Below are 22985 nucleotides of genomic sequence, written 5' to 3'. Positions count from 1 at the left end.
CGCCAACCGACTTTCGCGTTATGTTCCAATGACTTAGGATAAATTCGGGCGGCTCGCCGCGGCGCGCATTGCGCGACGCGGTCCGTGCCTCTATCTACCGGCACCGCCCCGCGCCAACCCGGACGCCAACTGTCGAATGACCGACCTCTCGAAGATCCGCAATTTCTCGATCGTGGCGCATATCGACCACGGCAAGTCGACGCTCGCGGACCGGCTGATCCAGCGCTGCGGCGGCATCGAGGCGCGCGAATTCCACGACCAGCTGCTCGACAGCATGGACATCGAGCGCGAGCGCGGCATCACCATCAAGGCGCAGACCGTGCGGCTGAACTACAAGGCGAAGGACGGCCAGACCTACGTCCTGAACCTGATGGACACGCCCGGCCATGTCGACTTCGCCTACGAGGTGAGCCGCTCGCTGGCGGCCTGCGAGGGCTCGCTGCTGGTGGTCGACGCCAGCCAGGGCGTCGAGGCGCAGACCTTGGCCAACGCCTACCAGGCGATCGACGCCGGGCACGAGCTGATCCCCGTCCTCAACAAGATCGACCTGCCGGCGGCCGAGCCCGAGCGTGTGCGCCAGGAGATCGAGGACGTCATCGGCATCGACGCCTCGGACGCGGTACTGATCTCGGCCAAGACCGGCCTCGGCATCGACGACGTCCTGGAGGCGCTGGTCGCGCGCCTGCCGCCGCCGACCGGCGAGCGCGACGCGCCGCTCAAGGCGCTGCTGGTCGACAGCTGGTACGATTCCTACCTTGGCGTCGTCACGCTCGTGCGCGTCAAGGACGGCGTGCTGCGCAAGGGCATGAAGATCCGCATGATGTCGAACGGCGCCGCCCACGACATCGACAAGGTCGGCTACTTCACGCCGAAGCCGTTCGACGCAGGCGAGCTCGGGCCGGGCGACGTCGGTTTCATCATCGCCGGCATCAAGACGATCTCCGACTGCAAGGTCGGCGACACGATCACCGAGGACAGGCGTCCCGCCGCCGAGCCGCTGGCCGGGTTCAAACCGTCGGTGCCGGTGGTGTTCTGCGGCCTGTTCCCGACCGACGCCGGCGAGTACGAGAACCTGCGCGACTCGCTGGCCAAGCTGCGCCTCAACGATTCCAGCTTCCACTTCGAGCCCGAGAGCAGCGCCGCGCTGGGCTTCGGCTTCCGCTGCGGTTTCCTCGGCCTGCTGCACCTGGAGATCGTGCAGGAGCGGCTGGAGCGCGAGTTCGACCTCGACCTGATCACCACGGCGCCGTCGGTCGTCTACCGCATCAAGATGAACGACGGGTCGGCGATCGAGCTGCACAACCCGACGGACTACCCCGATCCGGTCAAGATCGCCTCGATCCAGGAGCCGTGGATCAAGGCGACGATCATCGTGCCCGACGAGTATCTCGGCCCCGTGCTGTCGCTGTGCCAGGAGCGCCGCGGCACGCAGGTCGACCTGACCTACGCCGGCACCCGCGCCATGGTGGTCTACCGCCTGCCGCTCAACGAGGTCGTGTTCGACTTCTACGACCGGCTGAAATCGGTGACCCGCGGCTACGCCAGCTTCGACTACGACATCGCCGGCTACGAGGAGGGCGAGCTGGTCAAAGTCGCGATCCTGGTCAACGGCGAGGTGGTCGACGCGCTGTCGATCATCGTCCACCGCACCCACGCCGAGGCGCGCGGCCGCGCGCTGTGCGAGCGGCTCAAGGACCTGATCCCCAAGCAGCTCTTCAAGATCGCGATCCAGGCCGCGATCGGCGGCCGCGTGATCGCGCGCGAGACGATCAGCGCCATGCGCAAGGACGTGCTCGCCAAGTGCTACGGCGGCGACATCTCGCGCAAGAAGAAGCTTCTCGAGAAGCAGAAGAAGGGAAAGAAGCGGATGCGGCAGATCGGCAACGTCGAGATCCCGCAGTCGGCCTTCCTCGCCGCGCTCAAGACGGGAAGCTGACCGGCGCTCAGCGCCGGCGCCGGCGCCGGCGGCGTCCGCCCTCCGGATCGCGGCGGAAGAAGTAGCCGACCGCCAGACAGACCGCCGCGAGGCCGCCGAACAGCGGCACCGCGGGCGTCAGCAGGACGGGCCGCGCCAGATACTGCCAGACCGACGGATGGATGTAGCGCTCGGTGACCGCCTGGACGAGGTTGAGGCTCGGCGCGTGCATCCGGGCCCAGAGCTGGCCGACGACGCTCAGCGAGCGCTCGCCGGTCTCTACGTTGTCCGTGAGGTCGGCGACGCCGGCGGCGGCCGTCAGCACGACCAGCAGCCAGCCCAGCGCGCGCAGGATCGCCATTCGGTCCGTCCTCTTCCCCTGCGCGCATCGTAACGACCACCCGCGGCGAGGGGAAGCGGCCGGCCGGCGGCGCCAACCGCGGCGTTGGCAAACCATCGCCGCCGGTATAGTTTGCGCCGCCTCCGGGAGAGGTGGCCGAGTGGTTTAAGGCACACGCTTGGAAAGCGTGCGTGGTGTAACAGCCACCGCGGGTTCGAATCCCGCCCTCTCCGCCATTGCATTGCGATAGGTTTTATCTACCTATCCGAGCAGTGGCTAAATGCCCGCCACGACGGGCTTTTGCGCGCGCGGAAGCGACACCGGGCGCCGCGGAACGGCCTCCGTGACGGGCCCTATCCGGCGCTGTTTCCGGCCTTTTATCCGGCCCCTGAGTGGGCAGTGTCGGTATGCGGCTCCGCCTGGCGACCCGGAGGCCGACGAGTCGCGCCGCCGCCGGTCCGACCAAACCGGCGTGAGCCGAGTCCCGGATCGATCCCATCGACCGGAAATCGCCCACGACTTGGAGCGGCGCGCTGAGGGAGCTCGACCGGTACCCGTGGCCGCGCCTCCACCCGCTTTCGGCCCATCCGGATTTCCTCAAGAGGGTCGCCGCCGCTCTGCGGGCCCGACTGAAACCCGAGGATGCACGCCGAAGGGATGAATGGGGCCGTGTTCTGGGTACGAAGGTGTAGCGGCATCGAAAGCTCCCCGCGAGACGGCCCGCCGATCAGACGCGCGCGCTCCACGCGGGTCTGCGCTTCTCGAAGAAGCTGAGGATTCCCTCCGCGCCCTCGGGCGAGCTCCACATCTCCGCGACCTTGCCGATGGTGAACTCGTCCGGCACGGCGACACCGTGCCGGTCGGCCTGGGCGATCAGCTGCTTGATCGTTCGCACGGCGGCGGGTCCGCATCGGAGCACATGCGCGACTTCGTCCTCCACGGCGGCGTCCAAGGCGCCCGGCGCGACGGCGTCGTGCAGGAGGCCGTAGGACACCGCCTCCTTGGCGGTGAAGCGGCGCGCGGTCAGGAACAGCCGCCGGGCGTTCACGACGCCGAGGCGGCGCACCACGAAAGGCAGCATGATGGCGGGCACCAGGCCAAGCCGCGCCTCGGTGATGGCGAAGTTCGCGGTATCGACGCCGATGGCGACGTCGGTCACGGAGATGAGCGAGAAGCCGCCGGCGTACGCGGCGCCGTTGATGCGGCCGACAAGGGGTTTGGATAGCGAATCGAGGGCGTGCAGCAACGCGGAGAATCGCCTGGCCTCGTCGAGCCGTTGGTCGAGGCCCGCGTCGCCCTGCGCCTGCTGGTAGCCCAGATCGCCGCCGGCGCAGAAACTCTGACCTTCGCCCGTCAGGACGACGACCCGCGCGTCGGCGTTCGCTTCCAGCGCGCGCGCAGCGTCGAGCATCTCGCGCCACATCACGCCGTTCATGGCGTTGTGCAGCTCGGGACGCGCCAAGGTGAGAGTCGCGACACCGCGGGCGTCGAGGGAGAGCTTGATGGTCTCGTAGGTCATGGAGTTCTCCAATAGTGGACCAGTCGCGTGGGTTGACCAGGCGTGCGTACCCGAGCGGACAACGACCGGGCTGCCGGGGTGGGCCCAGCGGCTAGTCCCGTGTCATCGGCCATTTCCGCATCCTTGGTCCGGTAGTCCGCCAGGGGCCGCCTACCGCAGAGCCTGCCGCTTGAAGACGATGCCCGCCTTCTCGCGATCCCAGGTGTCCTCCGTCACGCCGTCGCCGCGCAGGAGGTGCTTCTGCACCTTGTGCGTCGGCGTCTTCGGCAGCTCGGGGACGATGCGCAGATAGCGCGGGACCATGAAGTGCGGCAGGCGTCCCGCCAGGAAGTCGATCAGGGCAACCGGGTCGAGCGTACGCCCCTCGACCGGCGCCACGATCGCGAGCACCTCGTCCTCGTTGAACTCGCTGGCGGCCGCGACGACCGCCGCCTCGCGCACGTCGGGATGGGCGCAGATCTCGGCCTCGACCTCGAACGAGGAGATGTTCTCGCCACGGCGCCGGATGGCGTCCTTCATCCTATCGACGAAGAAGTAGTCGCCATCGGCGTCGCGGCGGAACGCGTCGCCGCTGTGAAACCAGCCGTTACGCCACGCGCGCGCGGTGGCTTCGGGATTGTTGTGGTAGCCGTGGTTCATCGCCCAGGGCATTTCGGTCCGGATCATCAGCTCGCCGATCGCGCCGACCGGCACCTCGCAGTCGTTCCCGTCGACGATCCGGACCTCGACGCCGGCCCGCGGCCTGCCGCACGTCCCCCGCTTCCGCGGGTTCCGGTCCGAGAAGATCGGGCACGACGTCTCCGTCATGTTGAAGGCCGTGTAGACGTCGACGCCGAAACGTTCGGTGAACGCGGCTGAATCGTCGCCAAGGGGGACCATCGTCACCTTGCGCAGGGTGTGGTCCCGGTCGCGGTCGCCGGGCGGCTCCTTCATCAAAAACGGCGTCATGGCGCCGAGAAGCGTCAGCGTGGTCGCGCCCGTGGCGCGGACCGTGTCCCAGAACGTGTACGTGTTGAAGGCCTCGACCATCGCGATCGACCCGCCGTGCATGAGCATCCGATAGACGGCGCCCGTGCCGCTGGCGTGGAACAGCGGGATGTTCACCAGGGTTCGGTCCTCCGGACCGATCGGATAGGCGCGTCCCGTGCTGTGGATGTGCAGGTATGACGACAGCACGCCCTTGGATGGTCCTGTGGTTCCCGAGGTGTAGATGACGGCCTGGGTGTCCCATGGCTGGATCGGCCGCTCGGGGGCGGCGAGCTCGCCGCGCATGGGCGCGAGCACGCTCTCCCCCAACACCTCGATTCCGTCGATGGCGGGCGCTTCCGCGCCGATACAGATCACCTGTCGCACGCCGGCGACGTCGATCTCGGCGAGGCGCGGGGCCAGGCGGGCGTCGGCGACCATCAGCCGGGCGCGTGAATCGGCGATGACGTGCCGCAGCAGGGAGCCGCGGTAGGCGGTGTTCACGGGCACGTAGATGGCGCCGATGTAGTTGAGTCCGAACCAGACGGCCAACGCGTGCGGCCCGTTGGCGAGCCACGAGAGGACGAAGTCGCCCTGCTCGACGCCGAGCGCCTGGAAACCGGTCGCCACCTGGACGACGCGCTCCCTCAGACCGGCGTATGTCCAGCTCGAGCCGTCCTCGAACCGGACAAAGACCTTGTCCGGGATGCGCCGGGCGTTCTCGTCGATCAGATCGCGCGTGACGACGGCCTCGCGCGGCGGCATCCGGGGGTCGGTCATTCTGGTCTCGCACGGTGTGGAGGGCACCCGTTCTCCTATCCGAAGAAGAGCTTCGGCAGGAACAGGCTGATGCCGGGCAGCGCGACCAGGATCGCCAACCGCACGATGTCGGCGCCCAGGAACGGCACGATACCGCGGAAGATTGACGTCACCGGCACGTCGGGGAGCATGGAGTTGAGCACGAAGACGTTCATGCCGATCGGCGGCGTTATCAGACCGATCTCGACCACGACCACGATCAGGATGCCGAACCAGACCGGATCGTATCCCAGGGCTATGACGATCGGAAAGAAGAGCGGAACCGTCAGCAGGATCATGGCGAGCGAGTCGAGCACGCAGCCCAGGACGAGGTAGATCGCCATCATCACGAAGATGACGGCCAGCGGCGGCAGATCCGCGAAACGGATGATCTCGACCAGGGCCTCCGGCATCCCGGCGAAGCTGACGAATTCCGCGAAGATCAGCGCGCCCATCAGGACGAAGAAGATCATGGCGGTCGTGCGCGCGGTCTCCGACAGGACTTCGTAGGCGACGCCCCAGAGCCGCCCGCGGAACGCGGCGAACACCGCGGCGCCGAACGCGCCGATCCCCGACGCCTCGGTCGGCGTGAAGATGCCACCATAGATGCCGCCCATGACGATGAGGAACAGCGCCAGCACGCCGACGACGCCGCGGAGCACGCCCCAGCGCTGGCCCCACGGCGTGCGCGGCCCGGCCGGACCGGAAGCGGGGTCGCGCCATACCGTCCAACGGACCGCCGCGATGTAGCCGGCGATGCCGACCAGACCGGGGAGCAGACCGGCGGCGAACAGTTTGCCGATATGGGTTTCCGTCATCACGCCGTAGATCACCATGATGACGCTGGGCGGAATGAGGATTCCGAGCGTCCCGCCGGCGGCGATCGCGCCGGTGGCGAGGCGGTCGCTGTAGCCGAACCGCCGCATCGCCGGGTACGACACCTTGGACATCGTCGCGGCCGTGGCGACCGACGACCCCGATACCGACGCGAAGCCGCCGCAGGCGAGAACTGTCGCCATCGCCAAACCGCCCTTGCGGTGGCCGATGAACGCGTTCGCCGCGGCGTAGAGGTCGTCGGCGAGGCCGGAGCGGGCGACCAGGTTGCCCATCAACACGAACATCGGGATGACGGACAGGGTGTAGGAATGGCCGGCGTCGCGGATCGTCTGGGCGACCAGCGACGACGCCGGTCCCAGGTCGACGATGGTCGCGTAGCCGAGGAAACCGACCAGGCCGAGCGCCAGCCCGATCGGCACGCGCAGGAATATCAGAGTGAAGAGGGCGGCGAAGGCGATGAGCGTGGCGGTCATCGTCAATGCCTCGGGGGGCGCAAAGCGGTCATCAGGAACGCGCCCGCGAGCACCAGGCAGAGCAACGCGATGAAAGCGATGATCGGCGCGAGCGGGATCTGCAGGTAGGCCGTGAAGTCGCCGCCCTTCTGGGCGCGCTTCGCCAGCTCCCAGACGCGCCACGCCGCCGCGACGAGGCAGACGGCGCCAAGGATCCCCGCTCCGATGGCGGCCAGGCGCCGCGCCGTTCCCGGCATCACGGCGTCGAGTATCTCGATCGAGATATGCTCGTGGCGCCGCGTGACCACGGGCAACGCGCAGAAGATGGTGACGACCATCAGGATCTCGGTCAATTCCGTGGCGGCGGCGACCGGCCGGCCGAATGCGCGCCCGACGACATCGGCGACCGTCAGCAACGACATCAAGACCAGAGAGGCGCCAGCCACCGTAAGGGAGGCGCGGGATACCACCCGCTCGACCCGGGTCATCCCGACGCGTCGTTCGACCTCGGCGTCGGTGGGTAGCTCGGACACCGCGGCGGCGCCGACGTCAGCGGACGGCGGAGGCCTGCCTGGCCTCGGCGCGGAACTCCTTCAGGATCTCCTCCGCGTCGGCCATCCCCTTGGCCTTCGCGCGATCTATCCACAACCGGTCGATCGGCTCCAGCGCCTTGCGCAGCTCCGCCTCGAACGCCGGGCTTATGTTGGTCACCTTGTTGCCGAGCCGCCTGGCCTCGGCCTCGGCCTTGGCGTCGCCGTCGCGGGCCGTCGCGCCCCAGATGCGCGCGAAGTTCTCGCCAGACACCTTCCGGATGGCCTCCTGATCCTCGGGCGAAAGCTTCGAGAATTTCGCGGGATTGGCGAAGAGCGAGTAGCTGGAGTTGTAGAGCGCGCCCGGCACCACGAGCGTATGCGTGAGCTTGTCGAGCAGGCCGAAGCTCTGAACGGTCACCATCGGCATCATCGCGCCGTCGACGATCCCGGACGTCAGCATCTCGAAGATCTCGTTGATCGGCTTCTGCACGGGCACGATCCCGAGAAGCTTGGCGGTCTCGACCGTGTTGCCGCCGGCGACCCGGATCTTGAGGCCGTTGAGGTCGCGGACCGAGGTGATCTCGCGCCGGGCGTTGTGCAGGCGGCCCTCGCTCACCATCACGCTCAGGACCGTGACGCCCTCGTGCTCGTTGAACTTCGCCAGATGCTTCTGAAAGATGCGCCAGTAGGCGATGCTGCTCTCGAGCGACGTCTCGCCGAGCAGCGGCAGCTCGGCGAGCTCCTGCAGAACGAAACGGCCGGGATTGTAGCCGTGCGGCGTATAGCCGATGTCCGCGAGGCCGTCGCGGATCGCGTCGATCTGCCCGCCGACGGCGCCCGCGACCTTGGGCAGCACGCGGAACTTCACGCGGCCCTGGGTGGCTTCCTCGACCTGTTTGAACCACGCCGGCAGCATGATCGTGTTGATCGGATGTCCCGGAGGCACCCACGTGCTCACGGTCAGGATGGTCGTCTGCGCGCGCGCAGGCGTCATCGCGAAGAGGGTCAGACCGACCAAGGCGAGAGCGATCGCACGAAACATTGTGTTTCCTCCTCCACGCGTTCTTATTTCGGCCGGCCGGGCTCGGACACCGATCGCCTGGCGAACGCCGGATGAACCGTCGTTCACCGATAGTCTGGATAGCGGCGCGGGGCAATTCGCCCGGCCATGTGATATGGCGATACTACCCATGTGTCGGTCGCCACGATGATCCCGGGCCGTCGAACGTGCCGCAGGCGCGCGCGGCCGCCTCATTCAGGCGAAATCTCGCAATACGCGGCCGGGCCGCTCCGCCGTCGAGACGCCGCCGTGCGCGTCGACGAGCCGGCGCCCGTTGACCCAGACCCCGTGCACGCCGATGCCCGGGGTCACCAGACGCGCCCCGCCGCCGGGCAGATCGCGGCGGCGGCTCTTGGGACCGCGTCCGACGGTGGCGGGGTCGAACAGGAACAGGTCGGCGGCGAGCCCGGGCGCCAGGCGGCCACGATCATGAATGCCGAAGATCGCGGCCGGCTGGGTGGTCAGTTTGCGGACGGCCTCCGCCATGCTCATCACCTTGAGTTCGCGGCTCCAGCGACCCAGGAGGTGCAGGCCGAATCCCGCGTCGCAAAGGAAGGTCAGGTGCGCGCCGGCATCCGACAGCGTGACGTAGTTGTCGGGATCGTTGACGAGCGGCGCCACCGACCGCTCGTCGGAGTTCAGGAGCACGGCCGTGAAAAGCGTGTCGAGGTTCTCCTGCAGCGCCAGGTCCAGAAGCGCGTCGAGAGGATGGGGGGCGTCCTTCATCGCCGCCAGTTCCTCGATCGAGCGGCCCTCAAGGGTCGCATTCTCCCGCAGCGCCGTCTCTACGATGTGCAGCTTGTGCCATTCGCTGTTGAAGGCCCGTAGACCGCGGAACTTGACCAGGTCGCGCTTGACCGACTCGCGGAAGGCCGCATCGGCATAGACGCGGCTGAGGGCGGCGCCCTTCGCTTCCATCGCCGGCTTCCAGGCCGGCAGGCCCTCGAAGATGTAGGCGCTCCTCATGGTGAAATCCATGGTGAGCGGGCAGCAGGAGACCTCGCCCCACATGCGGACGCCGCGCGCGCGCGCCGCCGCGATCTCGTCGAGGAAGCCCTGCGCCCGGTTTGGGTTGGCAGGGTTGTGCAGGAAGCCGGAGACGAGCGCGGGACGCCCGCAGCGCGCCGCCAGCGCCTCCAGTTCGGAGATCGAGGTGCACGCGCCCTTGGTCGTCATGAACACGCCACGTCCACCCTCGCCCATCGCGCCGGTGAGGGCCTCCATTTCGCGTCTGTCCGCCAGCCGCGACGGCATGGGGACACCGTTCTCGCCGTTGTGCGGTTCGTTCGTGGTCGATGAGAATCCGACCGCGCCGGCCCGCATCGCCGCCCGGACGATCGCCGCCATCTCCTCTATCTCGGCGTCCGTCGCCGCGCGGCGCGAAGCTTCGTCCCGTAGGACGTAGGTCCGCACGGACGAGTGGCCGACGAACGCCGCCACGTTGGGTCCGACGCCTCTCGCTTCGAGCATGGCGAGGTATTCCGGAAACGTCTCGAACCCCCAATCGATGCCCGCCCGCAGCGCGTCGAGCGACATCCCCTCGACATGCGTGAGATTCCGCATGGTGAGATCGCGGTCTTCCGGCCGGCACGGGGCGATGGTGAATCCGCAGTTGCCCATCACCACGCTCGTCACACCGAGCGCCGGAGAGGGGTCGACGAACGGGTCCCACGTCACCTGGGCGTCGTAGTGCGTATGGCCGTCGATGATGCCGGGCATCAGCGCGAGGCCGTCCGCGTCGACGGTCTGGCGCGCCCATCCCAGATCGGTGCCGATGGCTGCGATCCGGTCGCCGTCCACGGCGAGATCCGCGTGGTACGGCTCGGCGCCGACGCCATCCATGATCAGCGCGTCGCGGAAAATCACGTCATGCATCGCCGTCGCCCTCCAGCTCTGGCGCAGTGTAGGAACGACAGCGAAACTCAAGCAATGGCGTCGGATGTCCGATGGCGGAGTATCAGTATCCCGATATCGAGTGAGACCGCACGGCGCGACCTTGCCGGGTTCCCCGCAGGTCACGATCGGCGTCGAGCCGCTCGCGCTGCGCCCAGGCGACGCTCTTCCGTGGTTCGCCGATATCAGCGCAGACTGAGGATGTAGGCAACCAGCGCGCCGCGCTCCTGGGAGTCCAGCGAGAAGTCGGGCATGAGCGTATGTCCTCTCGAAAGGTGACGATCGAGCGACTCCGCCGTCGTGCCCGGCCGGGCGGCGATCTCCCAGAAGGTCGGCGCGTTGTCGGTGGCCTTGCCCTGGCTGGGTTCGACGACATGGCACGCCGCGCACCAGCGCGCCGCCAGACGGCGTCCGGCCGGCGCATCCTGCGCGGCCGCCGGTAATGCCAGCAGCGCCACGGCCACCACCACCGCCATCGTTCTTCGCATCCGCCTCACCATCCGTCGCCAATCGTAGCCCTTCGATCGCCGGTCGTCGCCGGCGGACATGAACGAGGACGGTCGCCAGCCAATGCCGCCACCGGATCCGCATCCGAAGGCCGGGAATGCGGCGTCAATCGTCGCGCCGTCGGCATCACCGCCTAGCCACCCGCTCCAGCACCGCGCGCCGAGGCGCGCGACGTGGATATACCCGCGGCGGCGACCGGCTAGCTGGACGGCCTTATCCCCGCCCCGTCGCCCCTTCGTCACTTGCGCCGAGCTCGGCGCAGAGCTCGCCCATACGCAGCTCGCCCTCGCGCGTCTGTCCCCCGATCTCCAGGAACCGTCGCATATTGGCCTTGGCGCCCGCGGTGCGCAGGGTCTGGTCGAACAGGTAGGCCTCCTCGAACAGCCCATCGAGCAGAGGGCGCTCCGACTGATTGACGCTTTGCTTCGCGAAGCGCACGGCCTCCGGAGGGAAAGACGCGATCCGGCGAGCAAGCCTCTCGACCGCCGGGCCGATCTCCTTCTCCTCGTAGACGCGGTTCAGATAACCCCACCGCTCCGCGGTTTCCGCGTCCAGGTCGTCGCCCGCCAGGATCAATTCCATCGCCCGCCCGCGTCCAATCAGCCGAGGCAGCCGCTGCGTGCCGGTGCCGCCGGGCAGAATGCCGAGCGGGACCTCCATCTGGTTGATCTTGGTCCTGCCGCGCACCCCGAAGCGCATGTCGAACGAGGCCACCAGCTCGCTGCCGCCGCCGCCGACCCGGCCTTCGATCTGGGCGATCACCACCTTGTCCATCGTGCGATAGCGCTCGCACATGGCGTGATAGGGCTTGATCTGGGTATCGCGGCGGGCCGGCGTGTCGGTCGGGCGCTTCAAGATCGCGGCCACGTCGAAATGCGCCAGGAAGAAATCCGGATCGGCGCTGCGGAAGACGACGACCGTGAGGTCGGGGTCCGCCTTCAACTCGTGCGAGAGCGCCTCCAGCTCCGCCAGCAGGGCGAGCGTGATGACGTTGACCGGCGGGTTGCTGATCGTGATGGTCGCGATCCTGCCGGATACCGCGACATCCAGGAGTTCGTATTCGTAGGCCATGGCGCTTCCCCTCCGCTCCCGCTGGCGGCATGTCCGAGACACTTGGCGATCCTCTTTAGCAGGGATGCCTGCCGCCGCGAACGCCACGGCCCCGGGAGCTGGGCAGCCGTCGCGACGACCAGTCCGCTCTGGGACCAGGCCATCGCAGCCGATGCGGATCGAAGCCGCGCCGGCCCCGGGACGCCGGGCGCCGCACGAGCGAGCGGCGTTCAGCCAGGGACAAGATACGGATCGGGCTATCGGCCCTGTGCGGCGGGGCCGGAGTCGCCGATGCGACACGGGCGCTTCACTTCCGGCGATCAAACCCCGCCGGCCGTCCGCGGATAAAGCAGCCACGCCAAAACGACCGCCCAGACGATACTCCAAGCGATCCAGGTGAACGTCGGATGCGCGGCCTGCCATTCCAGGACTCGCTTGCGGCATCCTTGATCTCCTTTCGTGGGCATCAGACGAGGCGCCGGAACCGCTTCAGCAGGCTGTCGGTCAGGCACAGCGCTATGCTGGTGTCGTCGGTCCACTCCCCCGCCTTCAGCCGGAACGGGCCGCCGCCGACCATGTCGGTGACGTGCTCGTAGGTATCGCGGGGGTTTGAACTCCAGCGTCGTGCCGAGCGCGGCGCCCACCGCCAGGCCCAGCAGGCAGCCCAGCGCCCGGTCCTCCGACGTGGCGGCCGGTGGCGCGGACGGAGGAGGCGTGGCTTTCGCCCGGTGCGGCACCGGCTTCGGCCTCCCGACCGGCTTCGCAGCCAGTACATGGCTTTCCTGCGCCTTCGACTTGATCGCGCCGGGCCGTACGGCGCGGACCGCCACTCTCGCCTGACGGCGGTCCGACGAGTGGCGCATTGAATGGCCATTCAATCAACGATGAAATCGTGTAGCGTGCGGTCGAACGGCGCAGAAGACCGTTGGCGGGGCTACGGGGAGGGGTTGCGCGCATGCAATCCGATCGCACGGGACAGCGGGGCGTCGCGGCCGCGTTGACATGGCTCGTCCGGGTCGAACTGTTCGTAACGTGCATGGCGCTTCTCCTAGTCGCCAGTGCGTTATTCATCGATGTGGTCGCCCGGGAGGCCTTCGGCCAGGGCATCTTCGGCGCTCAGAAACTGGCGGTCTACTGCAACGCCATCGCCGGGCTGCTGGGGTTCGCCGTGGTCGTCCACGCCGGTGGCCATCTACGAGTCTCCGCCGTCGACAATCTATTCCCGACCACCTGGCATCCCGCGATGAGCCGCCTCGGCGATGTCGTCTCGGCGGCGTTGTGCGCGATGCTCGGCTGGTTCGCCGTGAAGTATGTGCAGAGCAGCATGCGGTTGGGCGAGGTGGATCTTCTTTTCTACGCCGAGCTCTGGCCGGTCCAGCTCGTTCTGCCCTACATCTTCTACGCCTCGTCGCTAAGATATCTCTGCTTCGCGGCCTATCCAGCGCTGCGTCCGCGCGAGGCGGAGCCGCAATGACGCCCGCGAGCGCGAACGCCGGTCGGACGGCGGTCCCGGCCGCGCTGCTGCTGGGCGTCGCGGCGTGCGGCGTTTTCGGGGTCCTCTCGCCACGGGTCGCGATCTTCGGCGTCCTGGTGCTGGGTCTGTTGTTCCTCCGCCAGCCGGTCGTGCTGATCCTCGCCGCCGCCACCGCCTTCACGCACCAGTATTTCGCGAAGAGCAGCTCCGTCGAGTACCTCGTGCAGGACATGTGGTTCACGGTGGATCGGGAAGTCCTGCTGGCTGTCCCCATGTTCGTGCTTGCCGGTGCGTTGATGACGCGCGGTTCGATCGCGCAACGGCTGATCGACGTGATGGTCGCTCTGACCTCGCCCATTCCCGGCGGACTGGCGATCTCCGCCGTCCTCGCCTGCGCGATCTTCGCCGCGATCTCGGGTTCGTCGATCGTGACCATGCTGGCGATCGGCACGATCATGTATCCGGGACTGCTGAAGGCGGGATACGACAGATCGTTCGCGATCGGCCTGATCTGCTCCGCCGGCACGCTGGGCATCATGATCCCGCCATCCATTCCGATGATCCTGTACGGACTTGCGACCGAGACCTCCGTCACGCACCTCTTCATCGGCGGGATCGGGCCGGGTCTGCTGCTGACCGCGCTGTTCGCGGTCTATTCCTGGGCCGTCAACCGCCAACAGGCGACCGAGCCGCTGCGGTTGCGCCTTGTCGCGGTCTCGATGAGAGCCGGCATATTCGCCATGCTGCTGCCGGTCATCCTCCTGGGAGGCATCTACTCTGGGTACTTCTCGCCGACCGAGTCTGCCGCGGTATCGCTCGCCTACGCCCTGCTCGTCGAGGTCTTCGTCCACCGTGAGCTCAAACTCCCCGACTACCGGGCCGTGCTCGTCGAGACCGTCAAGATGCTCGGCACGCTGCTACCCTTGATCGCGATCGCGAACAGCCTGAACACGATCCTCGACTACGAGGGCATCGCCAAGAGCTGGGTGCAACTCGTGCAGAGCAACGTCAGCAGCCCGGTGGCGGTGATGGTCGGCATCAACCTGCTGCTGCTGGTCGTCGGATGCCTGATGGATGTCGGGTCGGCGATCCTGATCTTCGGGCCCTTGATCGCGCCCATCGGCAAGGGGGCTGGATTCGATCCAGTGCATCTCGGCGTGATCATGACCGCCAATCTCGAGATCGGCTACCTCACCCCGCCGGTTGGGCTCAACTTGATCGTGGCCATGGCGGCCTTTCGCGAGAGCTTCGCTTTCATCTGCAAGGCAGTGGTGCCCTTCGTGCTCATCATGCTCGGCTGGCTCGCGATCGTCTGCGCGTGGCCGCCGCTCACACTTTACCTGGTCGGAAAGTAACCAACGCGTAGAGGAGGAAACAAACATGCGAAACCATCTCAAGGCCTGGTCTCTAGCCCTTCTGGCCCTCGGCCTCGCCGGACCGGTCCATGGCCAACAGCAATGGAAGCTCGGCACCCTGATGCAGCCACCGACCTTCGGGGCCACGCTCGACGACGAACTGCTGGCGACGATCGGCAAGTCGACCGGCGGGAGGGTCACCGTCGAGCGCCAGTTCGTGGGCAACGAACAGGAGATGGTCCAGCAGGTCGCGCGCGGCCGGCTGCAAATGGGAGCGACGTCGGCGTTCGGCGCCGGTGTGGCGGTGCCCGACGCGACGGTCGTGAGCCTGCCGTACGTGTGGTCCTCGGACGCCGAGCGGCGCTACGTGCTCGACAAGTTCGCGCTGCCGGTCATGCGCAAGTTCTTCGCGGAGAAGGGGCTTGAGCTGCTCGCCATCCACGAGGCCGGATACAACGGCGTCTTCTGCAAGATGGCGTGCGCGGAGCCGGGAAGCCTGAAGGGCGCCAAGGTCAGGGTCTCTCCAGCCGTGGCTTCCAAGGTCTTCTGGCAGTCATTGGGCGTCAACGGCGTGTCCTTGCCCATCAGCGAACTCTGGCCTGGACTCGAGCAGAACCTGGTGGTGGCCGCCGACCTCCCCTGCCCCTTCTACGCGACGACGCCCGGCGCCCAGTCCGCGCCCAACTTCGTCATGACACAGCATCTCCACCATCCCTGGCTCTACTTCGTGAACAAGGCCGCTTGGGATGCGTTGCCGGAGGCCGACCGGAAATCCATCGTCGCCGGCCTCCCGGCCGCGGACGGCGTGCGCGATCGCTGGTTCGCCGACGAGAAGCAGAAGCTGGACGCGTTCGTGGCCAAGGGCGGCAAGGTCGCCCGTCTGAGCGACGCCGAGCGGGCCAAGTGGCAGGCGCTGGTCGAACCCAACTTGCTCGAGCATGTGAAGACGCTGGGCCCCAAGGCGCAGGAACTGTTCCAGGAGATCCAGAAGGGTAAGAAGGAGTTCGCCGACAGGAAGCGCTGAGCGCCGCTTGTCATGGATCGCCAGGCGGCCCCTCGAGGACGCCCGGCGCGAATCCCCGCCGGGGGGAAGGCTATGGCTTCCGTCATCAAACGCTTCTCCATGCTGCGACGCCATCCAGCGCTGACGCGCGAGATATTCTCGCGCCACTATCTAGAGGTGCACGGTCCGCTCGCCGCCGCGCAGACGGGATTCCAGAGGTTCGCGTATCGCTACGATCAGAACCATGTCGAGGGGGATCTTCTGGGCGACGACGACCCGCCGTTCACCGGCGTCACGGTGACATTCCAGGTGCCGCGGACCGACTATCGTCAAGGCTTCTTCCAGCACCCCGACTACGCGAACGTGCGCCCCGACGAGGAGCGTTTGTTCGACATGTCGCGCACTGTTTCCGTGCTCGCGGAGGAGACCGTCGTCGTGGCGGGCGAAGGAGCCGCGAAAGCGATCATCGCCTGTCGTTCGGGAACGCCCCGCGCGCCGGAAGATCACGCCATGGTTGGCCCCCTCCCGGGATGCATTCGCAAGCTCGTCCGCAACGACCTCGACACGGCGTCCGCGAGCGCGCTCGGCCTGGGTCGCGCCGCGGTCGAGTACGGCCGGATATGGGAGGTCTGGTTCGACTCGCCGGAAGCGCGCGCCCGCTGTCTCTCCGAGGAGCCGCTCATGAGCCTTGTTTGTCGTGGCGATCCTAATGAGGTGCTCGTGGCGCTCGCCGTGCGAGAGGTCACGATCTTCCAGCGCGGGTTCCCGTGAAGTTCATCGACCAGATGGGACGTTGGATGACCAGCAATCGAGCTTTACGCCGGAGTATCATCGCTTCGCGACGGGCGAAGGGAATGCGTCGATGACCGAAATGGCGATCGCCGCGCAAGGGCACCGTCATCTACACCACCAAGGCTATGGCCCGTCGGCGGCGCCAGCGGGCTCACCATCGCATCGACGTGTCCGCGCTCCGTCCTGGCCACTTCTGGACCCCAACAGCTGCCCGGGATCCGTCGAGCGAGGCGCCGCCCCGGATGATCGAGCCGTCACCGCCCCGGTGGCCCGATGGCGGGTCGGGGACCTTGAGGCCGCCTTGACCTTCCTCGTCGCTCCCGGCGCGCGGTTTGTCATCGGCGCGATTGTCCAATTTGACGACGGATCGAGCATCCAATGAACGCCGACCATCGAGACCAAGCGGGTCGTCGCGGCCTGGGAGATGGCACCGGGCCGGCGATTCGCCATGAGGCGCATTTCGGTGACCGCGTCGTCCGCTGCTTCGCCGATCGAACGCCCGATCTGTTCGCGCTTTTGGAACGCGGCGTCTCGTCGCACGCCGACGGTGAGGCTGTGGTGGCGGGCGCCATTCGACTGACCTACCGCGAGCTCGGCGCGTGGGTCGAGCGCGCCGCGTCGGGATTCGTCCGCCTCGGCGTCGGGCGTGGTGACCGCATAGCGCTCACGCTTGGCAATCGGGCCGAGTTCGTAGTGGCGATGTTGGCGGCACTGCGCATCGGCGCCATCGCGGTGCCGGTCGGCACTCGCCTGGCCGCCGAGGAGCTGCGTTACGTGCTCGAGCATTCCCAGGCCTCCTACTGGTGCGGGACGCCGAGGCCCACGGCGCGACGGCGGCCGTCGAGGGCGTGTCCAGTCTGCGGCACGTGATCGATTGCGGCACCGCCGGCGGCGATCTGCGGTTCGAGAACCTGCCGCTGGGCGAGCCGTTGGACATGGCGCGCCTGTGCGCCGGCGAAGAGGACACAGCCTTCCTTCTCTACACTTCGGGTACCACGGGCCGGCCGAAGGGGGCGATGTTGACGCATCTCAACGTCTGGCACTCCGTGCGGCACTTCGAGCTGGCGCACAGGTTGGGACGCGGCGAGCGGTCGCTGCTTGCCGTCCCTGCGACCCACGTCACCGGGCTCGTCGCCATCATCCTGTCGATGATCAATGTGGGTGGAACGACGCTCATGTTGTCGTCGTTCAGCTCCCGGGGATTCCTCGACCTCGCGGTCCGGGAGCGCATGACGCACACGGTCCTGGTGCCGGCGATGTACAATTTGCTCCTGCTCGCCCCAGACTTTGGCCGCGGCGACCTGTCGTCGTGGCGGCTCGGCAGCTATGGCGGCGCGCCGATGCCCGAATCGGCGATCCTGGCGCTGGGCGAACGATTGCCGGGTCTGACCCTCATGAACGGCTACGGCGCCACCGAGACGAGTTCCCCGACCAGCCTCACGCCGTTCGATCAGGGGCTGGCACGGCGCGAGACGGTCGGTCGTCCCGTCCAATGCGCCGACGTGATCGTGGTCGACGAGTTGGGCCGCGAGGTTCCATCGGGGGAGATCGGCGAGTTCTGGATCGGGGGCCCGATGGTGGTGCCGGGCTATTGGCGCGATCCGGCCGCGACGGCGATCTCGTTCACCGCCGGCTACTGGCATTCCGGCGACCTCGGCTACGTCGACGCCGACGGCTATCTTCACCTGGTGGATCGGAAAAAGGACATGATCAATCGAGGCGGCTACAAGGTATACAGCGCCGAGGTGGAGAACGTCCTGGCCGGGCACCCGGGCGTGCTTGAGTGCGCGGTCGTGGCCGTCCCCTGTCCCGTGCTGGGGGAGCGCGTGCACGCGTACGTCAGCCGCGCGACGCGGGAGGTCACGGCCGAGGATCTCCGGTCGTTCTGCGCCGCCAGCCTGGCGGACTACAAGACGCCGGAGTCGTTCACGATCCTGGATCAGCCGCTTCCCCGCAACGGTTCGGGCAAGATTCTGAAGCGGGAGCTGCGAGACGAACTCAGGGGGGCCGGAACCTGATGCGCACATCGGCGATCCGCGCGTCGAGCCGGGTCAAGATCGAAAGCCAGACCGACGACGCCGGACTGATAGAGCGCCGACGTTCGCAGCTCGTGGCGGCGGCGGCGCAATGCTTCGGCGCCAACGGGTTTCATCGTACGACGATCAAGGACATCGCCGAGGTGGCGGGCTTCAGCCCCGGCTTGGTCTACACATATGTCAGAGAGAAGGAGGACGTTCTCTTCCTGGTGATCGTCTCGCTGCTTGAGAACTACGCGCGCGAGATCCCCGAAGCGATCGCCGGCAAGACCGATCCGCTGGACCGGTTCTGCGCGGCCGTGGAGACGTATTGCAGGGCTGTCGGAAGGAACGTCGGCGCCACCGCGCTCGCCTACCGCGAGACCAAATCCCTGTCGCGCGGTCGCCAGAAGGTGCTAATGCAGCTGGAGCTCAGTACCAACAAGATGATCTCCGACTGTCTGGACGGGTGCATCCGGGCCGGCTATTTCCGCGCCGTGAACCTCGACCTGGTCACCTACCGTATCGTCCTCCTCGCCCATGGCTGGGCCCTGAAAGCCTGGCATTTCAAGCGTATCACCACGCTCGAGGGGTACATCAAGGAGGGTCTCGACCTTTTCCTGCATGCGCTGCTGACCAAGGCCGGCTGGCGGCGGTTGCGGACGCTCGGTCGTGGCGAATCGGTCGCCACCGTCGTCGCGGCCCGCGAGTGTCCTGGTCCTCGTCGCACGCGGAAGGCCGCGCAATGAGCGCGCTCTTTTCGCCCCTCGCGCTTCGTTCCCTGACGCTGCGCAATCGCGTCGTGATGTCGCCGATGTGCCAGTACTCGGCGGTCGATGGCGCCGCTCAGCCGTGGCATCTCGTCCATCTCGGCGCCCGCGCCCTAGGTGGAGTGGCGGCGGTGATGACCGAAGCGACCGCCGTGACGCCGGAGGGTCGGCTATCGCCGCAGGATCTCGGGATATGGTCGGACGACCACGTCGCGGGTCTGCGGGAGGTGGTCGACTTCATACGCGGGCACGGCGCGGTCGCCGGCATCCAGTTGGCTCACGGCGGGCGCAAGGGTGCGCGCTTCAGGCCATGGGAGGGCAACGGACCGCTCGATCGAGATCGCGAATGGCCGCTTCTCGGCCCCAGCGCGATGGCGTTCGACGAAGGCTGGCAAGCGCCCCGGGAGATGGATGAGTCCGCCATTCTGCGCACCGTCGACGCGTTTCGCGCCGCCACGCGGCGGGCGCTACGAGCGGGCTTTCAGATCGTCGAAGGCCATTTCGCCCATGGCTACCTCCTGCACTCGTTCCTGTCGCCGCTGAGCAACAACCGCCGCGACCAATACGGCGGTACACTCGAGAACCGGGCGCGGTTCCCGCTCATGGTCGCGCGCGCGCTGCGGGAAGAATGGCCGGAGCATCTGCCCGTGTTCATCCGGTTGTCCGTCATCGACTGGGTCGAAGGCGGCCTCGATCTCGGGCAGTCCGTCCAGATCGCGCTATGGCTCAAGGAGGTCGGGATCGACCTCGTCGATTGCTCCAGTGGCGCGGTCGTTCCGCGCGAGGCTGCGGACGTCGCCCCAGGCTACCAAGTGCCCTTCGCGATGGAGATTCGACGCAAGGCGGACATCTCGACAGGGGCTGTAGGCTTGATCACGGAGCCATCGCAGGCGGAGGCCATCATCGCCTCCGGTTCGGCCGACTTGGTGTTCCTGGGTCGCGCGCTTCTGCGCGACCCGAACTGGGCGGCGAAGGCAAAGGAGGAACTCGATGGGGACCCGGAGTGGCCTATCCAGTACGCCCGCGCGGTAGCCCGGAGCCGCGGCAGGACAGCATGGTGACAACACGGGAAGCCCCGAGTCTTTCCGTGACCGGGCACGCCGCCATTGGCTTTCTCATGGCACTGGCGGGCTTCTCGGAAGGGAATGTTTACTTCGCACCTTGTCCTCAGGGGCTATTTCACATAGGACCACGGCGCGCCAGATTGCTTTTGCGCACGCCCGACCACGACAAAGGTATCAGCAGCATGCCCCGGCCCGCCTCGCTCAAAACCATCGAAGCCAAGATCCGCGCCCTTCAGGTCAGGGCGGACAAGCTCAAGAAGGCGGAAAAGCCCGGCGTCAAGCAACTGAAAGCCGTCGTGCGCAAATACAAGCTGACGATGGCCGACGTGACGGCGGCGATGGCGGGGCGTCCCGCCGCGATCAGGGGCGCAAGTAAGGTCAAGGGTCGGAAAGTGAAGCCGAAGTACCGCAACCCCGCCGACAAGAGCCAGACCTGGGCGGGGCGCGGCAGCAGGCCGAGATGGGTCGTGGCCGCGCTCAAGGGCGGCCGGAAGCTGGAGGATCTGGCGATCTAGCCGGCGCGCGACCGCGCCAAGGAGCGCGGGAGCCGCCGCGGACCGCGCATTGATCCCCTATCGCGCGGACCGTGGAAGCGCGGCCCGCCCACCGGGGACGGTCGAGTAGCCCACGACCATGCCGCCGGCGCCGATCATGTAGGGAATGGTCATGGCGGAGCCCGGCCGCGCGATGGGCGTCAAGCCTCCGGCGCGGCATACGAAGCCGATCCACCGGTCGCCATCCCTATAGTCGCCCACGACATCGCCCGCGTCGTTGATGGCGGTCGCGTGGCATTCCACTCCGACGAGGGAAGGATGGATCGATCGGAACGATCCGTCGTAGAGGAAGGCCCGCGCTCCGTCCGCGCCGCAGCTATGGCCGACGACCTGTCCGGCGTCGTTGATGCCGGATGGGTAGGTATGCGTGGCGCCCGCGACATCCAATATCACGGTCTCGCCCGCCCGCCAGAGGAACCCCACGACACGGCCCGACGCGTCGTCGTTGTAGTATCCGATGACCACGCCCGCGTTGTTGATGGCGATCGCCAGGGTCGCCGACGATCCCGGCGCGGGCGTGATCGGAACCGGCGTGGTTCCATGCCACGCGAACGCCCGGACCGCTTCGCCATCCTTCGTCGCGACCTCCGCGTAGCCGACCACCACTCCCGCCGCGTTCACGCATTGAGGGATGGCGTCCGCCGCGCCATCCACGGCGAGTTCGACGGAGGTCCCCTCCCCCGGGCGCTCGGGCGAACCGGGCGTGCACAGGAAGCCCGGGCCGCTTCCTTCGACGTCCGTCAACCGGCCGACAAGCTGACCGGCGGCATTGATCCAGTACACGGATGTGGACGCGCGCTCCGGCGGCTGCCCGGGCAGCGTGGCGTCGAATGGATGCCAGACGCCATTCCGCCAGAGGAAGCCGCGGGCGGAGCCGTCGGCGTCGTTCATCGTTCCCGCGACCCAGCCGGACGCGTTGCAGCAGGCGGCCTCCACGGATTTTCCGTCGACGGCGAGATCGAGGTCGAAGCCGTTGACGCTGACCAGACCCCGGATCCGGGCATCCCGGTGACCACGGTCGCGCGGCAATCTGGATCGCCTCATCTCGCCAAATCCTTTCGAGCGCCGGCGCGGCACATCGTCCCGGAACGGGAAAACTCTCGACCCCGAGACTAGGTCGGCACCGGTCCCAGCGCCACGGCCACGGTCACGGCGGCCGCAAAGGCCGGTCCGGAGAGGCGGTGCGCGGCGCCTCCCGACTCCATCCACGACCACGACTATCCACGCGGGACGAACCCCCTTGGCGACGGGAGGACGGGATAGGCGACGAGATCCCGGAAGCGGTCGCGATTTCCGGCTCTGACCAATGGGTCATGGCCCTAGGATTTGCGGAACGTGTCCCGCGCCGATCGGGCCTGGCGAAACGTCGCGGTGAGCTGGCTCTGGTCGGCGTCGGCGAAGGCTGTCGCGGCGTGCAGCGCGCCGGCGGTGGCGTTGACCGCCTCCTTGACCATGCGCACCGTCGGCGCCGGCATCGAGAGCACCACCTCGGCCAGTTCCAACGCCCGGTCGATGGTCCCCCCGTCCTCGGCCAGTTCCTCGACCAGTCCCCATTCGAGCGCCTTGGCCGCCGGCATCCTCTCGCAAAGGATGCAGATGCGCTTGGCGCGTGCCGGTCCGACCAGACTGATCAGCCGCGGTAGCGCGCCCCATTGCAGATTGAGGCCGATCTTCACCTCCGGCACGTAGAGGTAGGCGCTTTTGCCGAGCACGCGCCAGTCGCAGGCAAGCGCGATGGCGACGCCGGCGCCGACCGCCAAACGTTCCATGGCGGCGATGGTGATCTGAGGCATGGCTTCCCACGCCTTGCATAGGCGCACGCCGCCATAGGCGCGCTGCCGCCGCTTCAGGTCGTCGGTCTCGCTCGTCCAGCCGTCGGTCGCCTTGAGGTCGAAGCCGGCGGAGAAGGCGTTGGGCGCCCCGGCGAGCACCACGGCATGGGTCTCCAGGTCGTCGTGGAAGCCGCGCGCCGCCTGTGTCAGCTCGACCACCAGCTTCTCGTCGAAGGCGTTGAGATTGGCCTTGCGGTCGAAGCGCACGATGGCGATGCCGCCGCGCTTCTCGATGGTCACATAGTCGAGCTTCATG

At 67.6% G+C, this 22985-nt stretch carries 19 protein-coding genes, 1 tRNA gene and 2 pseudogenes; 10 read left to right on the top strand and 12 right to left on the bottom strand.

The genetic code is table 11. From position 1 onward, the window contains the following. The first annotated feature begins 136 nt into the window (after positions 1–136). Positions 137–1936, top strand: coding sequence for an elongation factor 4 (gene lepA, locus IPK81_16175; protein QQS11122.1), 1800 nt, complete (start codon positions 137–139; stop codon positions 1934–1936). Between the two features lie 7 nt (positions 1937–1943). Here the strand turns inward: lepA and IPK81_16170 are convergent, their stop codons facing one another. Continuing rightward, positions 1944–2276, bottom strand: a complete 333-nt coding sequence (locus IPK81_16170; protein ID QQS11121.1) for a hypothetical protein — start codon at positions 2274–2276, stop codon at positions 1944–1946. 125 nt (positions 2277–2401) lie between these two features. On the opposite strand from IPK81_16170, the gene IPK81_16165 reads away from it, so the two are divergent. Further along, positions 2402–2491 (top strand) — tRNA-Ser (locus IPK81_16165). 491 nt (positions 2492–2982) lie between these two features. Here the strand turns inward: IPK81_16165 and IPK81_16160 are convergent. From IPK81_16160 to IPK81_16120, 9 genes and pseudogenes are all read right to left on the bottom strand, one after another. Beyond that, a complete protein-coding gene (locus tag IPK81_16160; GenBank protein QQS11120.1) occupies positions 2983–3774 on the bottom strand; it encodes an enoyl-CoA hydratase/isomerase family protein in 792 nt (263 codons plus the stop codon). A 150-nt stretch (positions 3775–3924) separates the two neighbouring features. Next, complete coding sequence (locus IPK81_16155; GenBank protein ID QQS15148.1) at positions 3925–5505, bottom strand: AMP-binding protein; 1581 nt, start codon at positions 5503–5505, stop codon at positions 3925–3927. Positions 5506–5555: 50 nt separating this feature from the next. Beyond that, positions 5556–6848: a TRAP transporter large permease gene (locus tag IPK81_16150; GenBank protein QQS11119.1), complete on the bottom strand. Its 1293-nt coding sequence runs from the start codon at positions 6846–6848 to the stop codon at positions 5556–5558. A 2-nt stretch (positions 6849–6850) separates the two neighbouring features. Further along, on the bottom strand, positions 6851–7360 hold the full coding sequence (locus tag IPK81_16145) for a TRAP transporter small permease (protein QQS11118.1): 510 nt from the start codon (positions 7358–7360) through the stop codon (positions 6851–6853). Positions 7361–7376: 16 nt separating this feature from the next. Continuing rightward, positions 7377–8402 carry a TRAP transporter substrate-binding protein gene (locus IPK81_16140; GenBank protein ID QQS11117.1) on the bottom strand — a complete coding sequence of 342 codons (1026 nt, stop codon included), beginning with the start codon at positions 8400–8402 and terminating at the stop codon, positions 7377–7379. A gap of 213 nt (positions 8403–8615) precedes the next feature. Further along, positions 8616–10286: an amidohydrolase family protein gene (locus IPK81_16135; GenBank protein QQS11116.1), complete on the bottom strand. Its 1671-nt coding sequence runs from the start codon at positions 10284–10286 to the stop codon at positions 8616–8618. A 212-nt stretch (positions 10287–10498) separates the two neighbouring features. Beyond that, positions 10499–10801: a cytochrome c gene (locus tag IPK81_16130; protein QQS11115.1), complete on the bottom strand. Its 303-nt coding sequence runs from the start codon at positions 10799–10801 to the stop codon at positions 10499–10501. A 232-nt stretch (positions 10802–11033) separates the two neighbouring features. Next, a complete protein-coding gene (locus tag IPK81_16125; GenBank protein ID QQS11114.1) occupies positions 11034–11891 on the bottom strand; it encodes an enoyl-CoA hydratase/isomerase family protein in 858 nt (285 codons plus the stop codon). A 445-nt stretch (positions 11892–12336) separates the two neighbouring features. Further along, positions 12337–12733: pseudogene (locus IPK81_16120) on the bottom strand (ADP-ribosylglycohydrolase family protein). A gap of 92 nt (positions 12734–12825) precedes the next feature. On the opposite strand from IPK81_16120, the gene IPK81_16115 reads away from it, so the two are divergent. From IPK81_16115 to IPK81_16080, 8 genes and pseudogenes are all read left to right on the top strand, one after another. After that, the gene (locus IPK81_16115; GenBank protein QQS11113.1) at positions 12826–13344 is read left to right on the top strand and encodes a TRAP transporter small permease subunit; all 519 of its coding nucleotides are present in this window, start codon (positions 12826–12828) and stop codon (positions 13342–13344) included. Between the two features lie 101 nt (positions 13345–13445). Then, positions 13446–14699 carry a TRAP transporter large permease gene (locus IPK81_16110; GenBank protein ID QQS15147.1) on the top strand — a complete coding sequence of 418 codons (1254 nt, stop codon included), beginning with the start codon at positions 13446–13448 and terminating at the stop codon, positions 14697–14699. Positions 14700–14724: 25 nt separating this feature from the next. After that, positions 14725–15723, top strand: coding sequence for a TRAP transporter substrate-binding protein DctP (gene dctP, locus IPK81_16105; GenBank protein ID QQS11112.1), 999 nt, complete (start codon positions 14725–14727; stop codon positions 15721–15723). 72 nt (positions 15724–15795) lie between these two features. After that, a complete protein-coding gene (locus tag IPK81_16100) occupies positions 15796–16473 on the top strand; it encodes an EthD domain-containing protein (GenBank protein QQS11111.1) in 678 nt (225 codons plus the stop codon). Positions 16474–16872: 399 nt separating this feature from the next. Further along, positions 16873–18512: pseudogene (locus tag IPK81_16095) on the top strand (acyl--CoA ligase). Next, positions 18512–19258 carry a TetR/AcrR family transcriptional regulator gene (locus IPK81_16090; protein QQS11110.1) on the top strand — a complete coding sequence of 249 codons (747 nt, stop codon included), beginning with the start codon at positions 18512–18514 and terminating at the stop codon, positions 19256–19258. The pseudogene IPK81_16095 and the gene IPK81_16090 overlap by 1 nt, the downstream one beginning before the upstream one ends. Continuing rightward, positions 19255–20340: an NADH:flavin oxidoreductase/NADH oxidase gene (locus tag IPK81_16085; GenBank protein ID QQS11109.1), complete on the top strand. Its 1086-nt coding sequence runs from the start codon at positions 19255–19257 to the stop codon at positions 20338–20340. The genes IPK81_16090 and IPK81_16085 overlap by 4 nt, the downstream gene beginning before the upstream one ends. Positions 20341–20483: 143 nt before the next feature. Then, positions 20484–20858 (top strand): H-NS histone family protein, encoded by a 375-nt coding sequence (locus IPK81_16080; GenBank protein ID QQS11108.1) that lies wholly within the window; start codon positions 20484–20486, stop codon positions 20856–20858. 57 nt (positions 20859–20915) lie between these two features. Here the strand turns inward: IPK81_16080 and IPK81_16075 are convergent, their stop codons facing one another. Both IPK81_16075 and IPK81_16070 read right to left on the bottom strand, forming a co-directional pair. Beyond that, a complete protein-coding gene (locus IPK81_16075) occupies positions 20916–21926 on the bottom strand; it encodes a hypothetical protein (GenBank protein QQS11107.1) in 1011 nt (336 codons plus the stop codon). Between the two features lie 290 nt (positions 21927–22216). Continuing rightward, positions 22217–22984 (bottom strand): enoyl-CoA hydratase/isomerase family protein, encoded by a 768-nt coding sequence (locus tag IPK81_16070; protein QQS11106.1) that lies wholly within the window; start codon positions 22982–22984, stop codon positions 22217–22219. Position 22985 lies beyond the last annotated feature (1 nt).

It is taken from the genome of Rhodospirillales bacterium (genome assembly GCA_016699855.1).
GTDB lineage: Bacteria > Pseudomonadota > Alphaproteobacteria > Reyranellales > Reyranellaceae.
Note: the sequence above shows the minus strand (reverse complement) of the source record. Positions and strands in the feature narration are given on the sequence as shown.